At 60.8% G+C, this 10,740-nt stretch carries 15 protein-coding genes; 13 read left to right on the top strand and 2 right to left on the bottom strand.

Annotated elements, in window-relative coordinates; genetic code table 11:
• The first annotated feature begins 4 nt into the window (after positions 1-4).
• The 4 genes from KJP28_RS18235 to KJP28_RS18220 all read left to right on the top strand — a co-directional run bounded on the left by KJP28_RS18235 (position 5) and on the right by KJP28_RS18220 (position 2,908).
• On the top strand, positions 5-571 hold the full coding sequence (locus KJP28_RS18235) for a biotin transporter BioY (protein WP_043753595.1): 567 nt from the start codon (positions 5-7) through the stop codon (positions 569-571).
• 201 nt (positions 572-772) lie between these two features.
• Entirely contained in the window at positions 773-1,591 is an 819-nt protein-coding gene (locus tag KJP28_RS18230) for an MBL fold metallo-hydrolase (protein ID WP_028288548.1), read from the top strand.
• A 208-nt stretch (positions 1,592-1,799) separates the two neighbouring features.
• The gene (locus KJP28_RS18225; protein WP_141102078.1) at positions 1,800-2,054 is read left to right on the top strand and encodes a hypothetical protein; all 255 of its coding nucleotides are present in this window, start codon (positions 1,800-1,802) and stop codon (positions 2,052-2,054) included.
• Between the two features lie 107 nt (positions 2,055-2,161).
• Positions 2,162-2,908, top strand: coding sequence for a hypothetical protein (locus KJP28_RS18220; protein WP_088626515.1), 747 nt, complete (start codon positions 2,162-2,164; stop codon positions 2,906-2,908).
• A gap of 140 nt (positions 2,909-3,048) precedes the next feature.
• Here the strand turns inward: KJP28_RS18220 and KJP28_RS18215 are convergent, their stop codons facing one another.
• The gene (locus tag KJP28_RS18215; RefSeq protein ID WP_043753586.1) at positions 3,049-3,306 is read right to left on the bottom strand and encodes a helix-turn-helix domain-containing protein; all 258 of its coding nucleotides are present in this window, start codon (positions 3,304-3,306) and stop codon (positions 3,049-3,051) included.
• Between the two features lie 156 nt (positions 3,307-3,462).
• Positions 3,463-3,726 carry a hypothetical protein gene (locus tag KJP28_RS18210; RefSeq protein ID WP_202076281.1) on the bottom strand — a complete coding sequence of 88 codons (264 nt, stop codon included), beginning with the start codon at positions 3,724-3,726 and terminating at the stop codon, positions 3,463-3,465.
• A 201-nt stretch (positions 3,727-3,927) separates the two neighbouring features.
• Between KJP28_RS18210 and KJP28_RS18205 the strand changes: the two genes are divergently transcribed.
• Genes KJP28_RS18205 through KJP28_RS18165 form a run of 9 tightly spaced genes read left to right on the top strand, consistent with a single transcriptional unit; the run spans position 3,928 to position 10,693 of the window.
• On the top strand, positions 3,928-4,284 hold the full coding sequence (locus tag KJP28_RS18205; RefSeq protein ID WP_028093938.1) for a hypothetical protein: 357 nt from the start codon (positions 3,928-3,930) through the stop codon (positions 4,282-4,284).
• A gap of 43 nt (positions 4,285-4,327) precedes the next feature.
• Positions 4,328-4,948, top strand: a complete 621-nt coding sequence (locus KJP28_RS18200; RefSeq protein ID WP_028093939.1) for a lytic transglycosylase domain-containing protein — start codon at positions 4,328-4,330, stop codon at positions 4,946-4,948.
• Complete coding sequence (locus KJP28_RS18195; RefSeq protein ID WP_009803468.1) at positions 4,945-5,235, top strand: TrbC/VirB2 family type IV secretion system protein; 291 nt, start codon at positions 4,945-4,947, stop codon at positions 5,233-5,235. The genes KJP28_RS18200 and KJP28_RS18195 overlap by 4 nt, the downstream gene beginning before the upstream one ends.
• Before the next feature lie 12 nt (positions 5,236-5,247).
• Positions 5,248-5,526: a VirB3 family type IV secretion system protein gene (locus KJP28_RS18190; RefSeq protein WP_028093940.1), complete on the top strand. Its 279-nt coding sequence runs from the start codon at positions 5,248-5,250 to the stop codon at positions 5,524-5,526.
• Complete coding sequence (locus tag KJP28_RS18185; protein WP_043753576.1) at positions 5,516-7,891, top strand: VirB4 family type IV secretion/conjugal transfer ATPase; 2,376 nt, start codon at positions 5,516-5,518, stop codon at positions 7,889-7,891. The genes KJP28_RS18190 and KJP28_RS18185 overlap by 11 nt, the downstream gene beginning before the upstream one ends.
• Positions 7,888-8,055 carry a hypothetical protein gene (locus KJP28_RS18180; protein ID WP_185959040.1) on the top strand — a complete coding sequence of 56 codons (168 nt, stop codon included), beginning with the start codon at positions 7,888-7,890 and terminating at the stop codon, positions 8,053-8,055. Before KJP28_RS18185 ends, KJP28_RS18180 begins: the two co-directional genes overlap by 4 nt.
• Before the next feature lie 10 nt (positions 8,056-8,065).
• Complete coding sequence (locus KJP28_RS18175; protein ID WP_407682148.1) at positions 8,066-9,199, top strand: lytic transglycosylase domain-containing protein; 1,134 nt, start codon at positions 8,066-8,068, stop codon at positions 9,197-9,199.
• The gene (locus KJP28_RS18170; protein ID WP_229861760.1) at positions 9,199-10,026 is read left to right on the top strand and encodes a type IV secretion system protein; all 828 of its coding nucleotides are present in this window, start codon (positions 9,199-9,201) and stop codon (positions 10,024-10,026) included. The genes KJP28_RS18175 and KJP28_RS18170 overlap by 1 nt, the downstream gene beginning before the upstream one ends.
• 10 nt (positions 10,027-10,036) lie before the next feature.
• On the top strand, positions 10,037-10,693 hold the full coding sequence (locus tag KJP28_RS18165) for a VirB8 family type IV secretion system protein (RefSeq protein WP_121066915.1): 657 nt from the start codon (positions 10,037-10,039) through the stop codon (positions 10,691-10,693).
• Positions 10,694-10,740: the final 47 nt, after the last annotated feature.

Raw genomic sequence — 10,740 nt, 5'->3', positions numbered from 1 at the left:
AAAGATGAATCTGGAAACCACTCAAAGCCAAACACTCGCAAAACTTACCCAAGAGATCTCGATAATTCTCGTCGGCACAATTCTTCTGACACTATCCGCCAAAATCGTGGTGCCGTTCTACCCGGTTCCCATGTCTACACAAACCCTGGTTGTCTTGGGTCTGGGCCTTTTCCTGGGGCCGGTGCGCAGTAGTCTTGTTGTTGTGACCTACCTTTTTGAAGGTCTGCTTGGCCTGCCGGTCTTCGCAGGCACGCCTCCGGCTCTGGCCGGACCGGCGTATATTGCGGGTCCCACAGGCGGATACTTGGTAGGCTTCGCACTTGCGGCGGCCGCCGCCGGGTGGATTGTTCAAGCACTGCAAGGACTTCGGCCTGCGTTCAGAGCATCTGTCGCGGTCTTTTTGGGTTCGATAGTCATGTATTGCGCAGGGCTGCTCTGGTTGGGTGGCTTTGTCGGCTATGGCGAAAAGTTGCTGAACGCCGGTCTTTACCCGTTCCTTCTCGGGGATCTGACGAAGGCGACAATTGCTGTAGTTCTGTATACTGCTTACCATAATCGCCGCGCTGTGTGACTGCCAGCCCAAGACTGTATCAGACTGTTTCAGTCTCATACGGGCCTGGTCCAATGTAAGTTGAAATAGTCCGATGCCGGATTTGACAGGCATCGGACGCCAGCCTGAGGTTTCCGGCGCCATGCGAGAGCAATGCGCAAAACTGTGCGAACCAAATTGTTCGCAATCAATACCTGGTCGCACACAATGAAAAGAAGCAGCATGTTTTTCTCAGAGCCGGAGCCTTGCCGCGCGAAGGGAGTCGAATTGGCCCCTGGAATTCTGAGGATCGTCGCGAACAATCCCGGAAAGATGACCTACCACGGGACAAATAGCTACATCATTGATACGCCTGATGGTCGGTTCATAATCGACCCCGGCCCAGCAGAAGACAGTACACATTTCGGGGCAATCATCGAAAATTTGGGGGCCAAACCATCTGGGATTCTGCTCACACACCACCATTCTGATCATTTTGGAGTCGTCCCAGCCCTGCGAGCACGGACAGACGCACCTGTTTATGCCTCACGGGCATTCCCTGACGATGCATTTCGACCTGACCGGTTTCTGGAGGACGGACAGGTCATTGCCGGTCTTACCGTCCTGCACACACCTGGTCACGCGAGCGACCACCTTTGTTTCGCGAGACCTGACGGAGTGCTCTTCACGGGCGACCACGTTATGAGTTGGAACAGTTCGATCGTCAGCCCCCCTGACGGAAACATGCACGACTACTGCGCGCAGCTACAGCGGCTGATTGAGCGCGACGATAGGATCTACTTTCCGGGGCACGGACCTATACTCCGGGATCCGCAACCTTACGTCAAACGGTTGCTTTCCAACCGCATGCGTCGCGAGGCGGAGATCCTCGCCCACCTCTCAAACACCCCGGATTCGGTCCAGAATATCGCCGCTTCCGTCTACAAGAAAACCGACCCACAAATCGCAATGGCCGCAGGACGAAACGTTGCGGCGCATCTGGAGAAGCTGTTGTCTGAGTCGCGGGTGGTACAAGATGGCGGGGTCTGGAAATTAACATAAGAAGGATTATGCGCAACATGAAATTCCCCTATTTTCAATAGGTTTCGCCCTCTACCACCTCCCTGTGGGCGAACCTCTGGCGGCACCGACGCGGTCGGTGTCGCCCCTTTTTAACGAGCCAGGAATAAGTTCAACCGAGATCAGATCACGGGAACGTCCCAGCCGAATAGGACTGAAGAACCGAAGCAGAAAAGGCGGACACGAACCGGTGAGCATCGAAAAGGAAGAAGCGGTTCCGGTCGCGCGGCTTGTTGACGGTCGCAGTGATCGAACCGTTGGTTGGGTCTATCGCTGGAATACGTCAGAACTGTCCATCCTCTGGCTCGATCCCAAACGTACGGCACACCATATCGATCCCCCGTTAAGCCGGAACACGATTGCGAATGCAAAGACTGTCACCACCGATGAGGTTACTGACCTTTTGGAGGAGCTGTCGCTCAGGGGCTCAGCCGATCTGCTTTAGCATCAAGGCGCTCCAAGACAGTTACAAAAATTCGAATTTGACCGCTCGACGATAGTATATTATCGTAATCCTCAGATTCTGCATCACAGTCAATCGAGCTCTTGGATATGCGCAATTTCCTTCGTAATTTTTTTCTCGCTGTCGTCGCGGGAACGGCCTCGCTGAGCGGAGGTGGAAACAGCGCGTCGGCGCAGACCTACCCGATCGATTGCGCCATCCTGCTCTGCCTCTCCGGCGGCTGGCCGGCATCAGAGCCCTGTTCGCGGGCACGTGCAGAGTTCATACGACGGATCACGCCATGGCCTGTCGAGCCTCCCCTCCAGATCTGGCGTTGCCCCATGGGGGCCTCCTTCGAACCTGTAGACGACCCCGGTCGCACTCGGCGTGTCATTGACATCCTCTTCTCCAACGCTTCTACCCTGCCCCAGAACCTCGCGGAATCTGACCCCGAAAAAGCTGGCGCCCTCTTGCCTGCCGTCGTGCGGTCGAAAGGCGTCGAGCCACTACCTCACCCTGACGGGTTTGCGTTACATCTGATCCAGGACCGAGCCGACATCGACATCAGTGGACCGGAGTTCAACTTCATCCGCTCGATCCGTGTCTTCGATGTTCGGTATGCGCGCCAACACGAATCCCGCGACAGCGATTGCAGCCGTTTCGAAACAGTCCTTCTCGGTTCCTATGGAATCCAGGGCGATTTTTACTGGTCTCGTTCGTCCGTCGCCGCGTTGCCCGAGGCGCATGTCGGCTTGGAACGTTGGGGCGATCATTGCCCCTCCATCTATCACCGCTCGGTGTTCGTCGACTGGCGAGACTATGAGGGCAATTACGGGTTCGAGCAGGTGAACTACTAAGACGTTGTCCTCTGCACCAAACCTGCATTAGAGACCGTGGATCGCAGCGTCCCATAACAATCCGCTGTTATCATTGCCCTTCGGTCCCACCGAGGCTTGATTTCGTCATACCATCCGAGGCGACAGCCCTTCGCCTCGTCTTAAATCCGGTGATCGAGTTCCGTCGCCGCCTCGGCCGCTGCCAGTAGCGTAACCGCATCGATCTGCAGAGCACGCGCGAGTACGATCAACTCAACTACGTCGACCCTACGCTCTCCGCTCTCCAGACGAGCGACGAAGGACTGGTGGCATCTGAGACGTAAAGCGAGCTCGGCCTGCGTTAAGCCAGCCGCCTTCCGCGCCGCAATCAAAGCGTCGCGAAGTGCCTCATGTCCCGAACTCCTGATCGTTTTCGCCACGTGTCACAAACCTCTTGTGACAGGGCTAATCTACTTTATAGATTATCTAAAAAGTGGATAGTGGGCGTTTACATGATGATAGAGACTCCGAACTGCACGCCGCCGATACGGCCAGATTTCACAAGACGGCGGCCCTTCGAAAAGGTCGCGGCCAATTCACTCGTCCATCAATTCCAGGAAGCGTCCGTAGTCCTGGCTCACCTCGCGCGCCTCTTCGAACGCCCGCGCGCGCTCAACCTCAAGGCACCGAAAGTAGCTCTGGATGTCCCGCATGTAGATCTCAAAGTCGCTGCGGATGAGATCGACATAGTCCCGCGCGGCTTGAGAATCGCTTGGCACGAACGGCCTGGGCGGCGGCAAACAGGACGCGGCGGAGACTTCGCCTGCCAGGCACGCGACCAGAAGTATAGCTTGTGCCATGATCGACACGCACAACCTGAAGGCGTCCAAGCCCCTTATTTTCTTGATCAAATGCATGGGAACCGTCTATTCGTCAATTGAGCAACAATCCGCTTGTCGCATCAAAAGTTTATCTTGTGCGCCAATACTATATCATCGTATGCCTGGACTTCAACACCTGAAGCCTGGTCATTCGCCCTATTGGAGAACGTGATCCGGGTGATGGACCTAGAAAAAGAAGCCCCGAATGTGGTCACCGAACCCAGATTCCGCGATCTGGTCGCCAGCGGCTATCGCGTCGAAGTTGTCTGCAAGGAAGACGCCTTCAAGAAAGGCCCCAACTGGCATGGGGTCTGGATCATGCGCGCTGTCAGCGACGATGGGATCGAGAAACTTCTGGTCACGGCCCGGACCCGAACCTCGCGCAACGACATCAAGATCCGCGAGATCAAGACCGTCACCGGGGTCATCTCCTTCCTGCAAGGGATCGGTTTCTCGCACGCCGACGTGCCTCTGGAAGAGGGCAAGCGGACGGTTCACAAACTCTCCAGCGAAGAGATGGCTGCCAGCCGGGCTTAGCGCCCTTTTCCTTTCCTACCTGGGCCTCCCGGCATCGGCAGACATGGTCCTGGTGATGGCGGGGGACGGTTCTCTTTCGCCGTCGCGCGCCCAGGAGCGGTTCGCGCGCAACTACAATGACGGGGTTGGCGTTGGCTCGGCTTCGGACGGTTTGCGCATCTTGGGCGAGGAGCGCCGCACTGAGCGACGTGAAGGGGTGCGCGTCGCGGCGATGATCCCTCGCGCGCTCACACCACGCCCGGATATCCTCGCCGCGATCGAGGAGACCGGACTGCGCTATGCGAGCCACCCTGGGCTCCGTGCAGCCGATATCACCGTCACGGACTGGCTCCACCTCTATCGCGCCAATATCGAGATCGAGAGTGCGTACAATCCGCACGCCGTCTCCCATGTCGGGGCGGTCGGGCTCGGGCAGTTGATGCCCGATACAGCCCGCGCTCTTGCCGTCGACCCCCATGATTGGAAACAGAACCTCGACGGCTCCGCGCGTTACCTCGCCCTGATGTTGGCCGAGTTTGGCGACGCGCGACTCGCGCTCGCCGCCTACAATGCCGGACCCGACGCCGTGCGCGAGCATTCCGGCATTCCACCGTTTCGAGAAACCCAAAACCACGTCCAGCGGGTGCTGGCCGTCTTCAACCGGCTGGAAGGAGCGTCCCCATGAAGCCATTGACGAAATCCCTGATCACCCTTGCCGCTCTCCTCATCGTTGCGGCAGAACCGGCCCTGGCCCAGAGCATCGACCTCTCACCGATTCAGAGCTTGCTTCAGGGCATCGTGGACGCGCTGACCGGACCGCTTGGAGTCGTCATCGCCACCCTCGCGGTCCTCGGCGTGTTCCTCAGCTGGTTCTTCAACATCATCGATCTGCGCCAAGCCCTCTGGGTGCTGGTGGGCATCGCGGGTGTTGCGGCCGCGCCGACCATCGTTGCCGCCGTCTTCGGGTCGTGAGAGGAGGCGAACGTGGCCGAACGATCGCCGCTCTTTCTGGGCCTCGTACGCCCGCCCAAGCTCCTCGGCCTGCCGATCATGTATGCCATGGTCTGGCTCTTCGGCTCTGTGCTGCTCTTCGTCTGGGTGCAGCACCTGGTTGTCCTGGGCATCACGGCGGTGCTCTATCCGGTTCTCTGGAAAGCGGCTGACTGGGATCCGCGTTTCATCGACGTGATGATGACGGCGATGCAGGAGACGCCGCCGACGCGGAACCGGTCCATCCACGGGGGCGATAGCTATGCGCCATAGTGAAGCCCTGGACGAGACCGTCGATGAACGCACCCTCATGCCGGCCTGGTATGCCCGCGAGAAACGCCTCGCGCACATGCTGCCCTATGTCAGCCTCGTCGATGATCAGACAGTCCGCACCCGGGTCAACGAACTCTTCCAATGCATCCGCCTGAGCGGGGTGAACAGCTACACCACGGACGACGCCTATCTCGACAAGGTGACGGCGCTCTTTGCCCGGATCATCGCGCAGCTGGGCCCCGAGTTCAGCTACTACGTGCACAAGGTCTCGAAGTCGATCACGCCGGACCTGCTCCCGGTCAAGGGGGACGGCTTCGCTCACGCCGTGGATGATGCCTGGCGCGCAAAGCTGGCCTCGGCAGGTCTCCGGGACAAGACCCTCACACTCACAATCATCCACCGCCCGACGCCCAGTAGTTTTCTTGGTTTCGTGAACCGTTCCGCACCGGAACGCTTTAAGGCGGAGACCGCGAAACGGATCAGGCGCCTCAACGAGGCGGTCGGGGTCTTCACCTCCGGCCTGGCGGAACTCAAGCCCCGCATCCTTTCAGCAGCTTCTGGCGAGTTGGTTGGATTCCTCGGCGCGCTCAACACGGGCCGCGAGTTGCCGCTTTACCCCGCCAACCGCTACGGGTTTCTGGCTTACAACATTGCCAACACTCGCGTGACGTTTCTCGAAGATCACTTCGAGCTTTCCAATGGCGTTGTCGGCCATCGCTTCGGCAAGAGCTTCACCATCGGCGAATATGCCGAAGGAACGACCTGCACGATGTTCGACATGCTGAACCTGCCGGTCGACATGATCGTCACGCATTCCTTCACGCCGATCAATTCAAACCTGATGGCGGGCCGGATCAAACGCCAGAAGCGTCAAATGCAGGCCTCTCAGGATGCCGCTCTTTCGCTCCTCGAGGCGCTCGACATCGCGCACGACGATCTTGAGGCCAAACGCCAAAGCTTCGGTGAGCACCACATGGTCGTGACGGTCTTCAGTGACAGTCTTGACGAGTTGCAGTCCCTCGGAGCCGAGATCGTGAACGCCGCGGCCGCCGAGGGCGTGAAGATGATCGGCGAGCGGATGGCCGCGAAATCTCACTACTTCAGCCAGCATCCGGGCAACCAGCCAAAACGGGTCCGCGCCAGTGCCGTCACCAACCGCAACTTTGCGGACTTCGCAGCACTTCACCGGACGCAACTCGGCAAGGAAAAACACCAGCTTCCCTGGGGCCAGGAGATTACACTCTTCCCGACCCCGGAGCAGAGCGCCTACCGGTTCTCCTACCACGAGCAGGGCAGCCCCGAGACGGAGCCCACCAGCGGCCACACCCTCATTCTAGGCCGCCCCGGTTCCGGCAAGTCCGTCCTCTCGGCCTTCCTCATGACGCAAGCCCGGCGGGTCGGCGCGCGCATCTTCGTTTTCGACTACCGGCTCGGGATGGAAATGGCCGTCCGCGCCAATGGCGGGCGCTACGCCTCGATCAAGGCGGGACAGGCGACCGGCCTCAACCCGCTCTGGACCGAGATCGATGAGCGCGGCACGGCCTGGCTTTCGGATTGGCTCGCCTCCTTGCTCTACCGCTCCGACAAGCCCCTGACCCCGGCGCAAACGAACCGCATCAAGGAGGTGGTCCGCCAGAACTCCACAGCCACCAACCCGGCCTTGCGGAACTGGAAGGACTTCGCCTCGCTCTTTGTCTCGACCGACGACAATGGCGATCTTCACCAGCGGCTTCTCGAATGGACCGAGGATGGGCGATACGGCTGGATTTTCGGCCAAAGCCTGGAGGACACTTTCTCGCTTGATGGCGACGTCGTGGGGTTCGACCTGACCGGCATTCTCGACAGCGAAAGCGAGAAGGAGCGCATGGCGGTGCTCTCCTATCTTTTCCGCCGGATTGAGCGAGAGATCGAGGACCGGCGTCCCACCATCATCGTGATCGACGAGGCATGGAAGGCGCTCGACAACCCATACTTTGCCGAACGGCTCTCGAACTGGCTGGTGACCGCCCGGAAACAGAACACGGTCGCGGTGATGATGACGCAATATGCGAGCCAGCTCGAACGCACGCGGACCGGCAAGACCATCGTCGAGGCGGTGCCAACCCAGATCCTGCTCCCCAACATCCGGGCGCACGCCTCGGATTACGCGATGCTGAACCTCTTCGAGAAGGAACTCGACGTGCTCCTGAACACCGGCAGCGACAGCCGCCTCGCGCTCATCCGTGACGACGGTGGCTCGGTGGTGGTCGATGCCGACCTCTCCGCCCTCGGCCCCCTCCTCACCATCCTCGGCGGCATGGAAAAGGGCGAGGCCCTCGTCGGCCCCGACTACCGCGACCGTCCTGATTTCTGGAGGCTCTCATGATCCGACCCCTTATCCTCCTCGCCGCGCTCGGCGTTCTCTCTTCCTGCGCCGAATATCGCGAACCCAAGGCCAACTGTTTCGCTTTCCGCGCCTCGCTCGACCGCGCCGAGCCGGATTGCATTTTCACACCCATCGGAAACCCGGACGACAGCGTTGAGGCCTAGGGTCGCACATATCCTCCTTGCGGCTCTCCTGCCGGCAGCCGCGCTCGGCCAGGGCGTTCCCACCAACGATTCCGGGCTGACGGCCCGCGATATCGTCGAGACGGGCGACCGGGACGCTGACCTCGCCGTCCAGCGTGAGAAACTCACCGTCGAAGAGTTGCTGACCGAGATCGAACGGGAACAGCTCGCCACGCTGCGCGCCATCCTCGACGCGCAGACGAGCTTCGGCGGCCAGGGGCTGCCGGGTATGGTCGCAGACTTCGAGGGCGGCGGCGGCGATCCGGACCGATCCGCAGCGGCGGTCTACGGCTCCGGCGATGTCGATCCCAACCCCGGCGGCGCGGGTATGTTCGGGGATGCGGCAGAAAACATCGAGCAGCTGATCATCCGGGTCGCCCAGGAGACCCACGGGCGGCCCGGGGTCGGGCGGGCCGGTCTTTCCGTCGTGCAATGGCGCGCCCTCCTGCAGGCGCTCATCTGGCAGGAGAGCCGCTTCTCCATCGGCGCACGCTCGCCCGTGGGCGCTTTCGGCCTCACCCAAATCATGCCGGGCACCGCAAGCGATCTCGGGATCAACCCGGAATATTATGACAGCCCCTACCTGCAGGTCGAGGGCGGCGCGCGCTACCTCGCGGCCCAGCTCACCACCTTCGACGGCAACGTCGTCAACGCGCTCGCGGCCTATAACGCCGGGCCTGGCCGTGTGTTCGAATATGGCGGTGTACCGCCCTTCAAGGAGACCCAGCACTACATCAGGGTCATCCCCGAACGCTACAATCTCTACCTCGCGCGGATCGGCGGCATCGAAGCGCTCGGCACGATCGACCCCGCGCTTCTCACCAACGCCAATCTCTCGTTCAGCGGGTTCGGCGCCGCCTTCTACGGCAGCAATTCCCCCGCCGCCATCCGGCAGGCCGCCCTGCGCGTCCAGGACATCGTCACCATGATCGGCGCGACCCAGGACATCCAGGAGAGCATGGCGCTCAACACCTATGCCCGCGCCGAACTGGTCCGGCTGATGGCCGCGCGCATTCGCCTGAAAGCCGCACGGACCCAACCGCTCAGTGCGGCCCAATTGGCCCAGGCCGCGGCCCGCATGGTCGAGAACGAATTCATGGAGTTCACATTGGAGGATCTGGATTGATGGCCCGCAGAATGTTCATTTCAGCACCATTTCGCGCGTTGACCCTGGCCAGCGTCTTGGCGCTTTGCTCGCCTTTCGTGACCAGTGCCCCCGCCCTGGCCCAGGGCGTGCCGGTCGTGGACACCCAGAACATCGCCCAAAACATCCAGCAGCTCCGGCAGATGATCGAGGACGAGATCCTGCAAAACGAGCAACTCGTGCAGCTCCGCGAACAGCTTGCCACGCTCACGGAGCAGCTCGCCGAGCTACAACGAACGTATGAGGCGTTAACGCGTCTCGCAGAGTTGCCCGAGATCATCCGGACACAGATGGAAGACGAACTAAACGGTCTCCTGGACCAGGAGTTCGGCGACATCATCGCCACGATTCAAGCCATCAAGACGGGGGATTTTTCCGGGCTCACCGGATCCGGCGCCGTCGAGATCGAAACCCAGATGGACCGGGTGCTGGCCGATCTCGGCTTCGACGAGGACACGCTCTCGGAAATGGCCCGCAGCGGCAATCCCGGGGCCGTGCGCGTGGCGACACAGGCCACGACCGGCGCGCTGGTCTCGGCCGCGGCCCAGAACAGCTATGAGGATGCCGGGCAGTCGCTCGAACGTGTCGACCGGCTCGTCGGGCTCATCGACGACATGGATGAGCTCAAGGAGAGCGTCGATCTCAACACGCGGGTGACGGCAGAGCTCGCCATCGCGCTCGTCGCCATGTGGCAGCTCGAAGCGATCCAGACCGTAGGAGATGGCACCGGCGGCGTGATCGATGCCGCCACCATCGCCGAAGAACAACGCTTCATGGAGTTCACGCTTCCGGAACTGAGCGCGGATTGAGGACTGATTGTTGGACGAAGAAACCGCCATCATCGAGGAGGAACTGGTCTACGGCGCACTGAGACGGGAACGGCTCTGGCAGCGCCTGGGACTCATCGGCCTCGGCTTTGGCATCCTGGGCTGCCTCAGCGCGGCCGCCGTGGCCATCCTCGATGTCGATCCGCCCCCAGTTGTTGTGCCTTACGATCCCGCCACCGGCTTCGCCCTCCCCGAAGCCACCGTCGGGGCCACCACCGTCACCGAGAACCGCGCCATTATCGAGGCGGAGGTCTTCCGCTACGTGACGGACCGCGAGGTCTACAACCAGCTCGACAATGACGTGCGCATCCGCAGCGTGTTGCGCCGTTCGGACCGTGCAGCAGGGGCCTCACTGCGCCAGATCTGGAACTCGGCCAATGCAGAGTATCCGCCGTCAGTCTACGGGCCAAATGCACGGCTCGATGTCGAGATTCTCAGCATCAACCTGATCGGCAACAACCGGGCCACGGTGCGGCTTCGCAAGCGCCTGACCTCGATCCAGGGGGTCCAAGCGGGCCTCTTCACCGCGACGCTCCTCTTCGAGTTCCGCCCCGAAGAGAGCCGCTCCATCGACCAGGTCTGGACCAACCCGTTTGGCTTCACGGTCGTCGAATACGCGATCCGCTCGGACAGATTGGAGAACCAGTAAGTGCGCTTCCGGAACAAGAAATCAGGGAACGCCTTGCCAGCGTCCCA

The organism is Maritimibacter dapengensis, from assembly GCF_019218265.1.
GTDB classification, from domain to species: domain Bacteria; phylum Pseudomonadota; class Alphaproteobacteria; order Rhodobacterales; family Rhodobacteraceae; genus Maritimibacter; species Maritimibacter dapengensis.
Note: the sequence above shows the minus strand (reverse complement) of the source record. Positions and strands in the feature narration are given on the sequence as shown.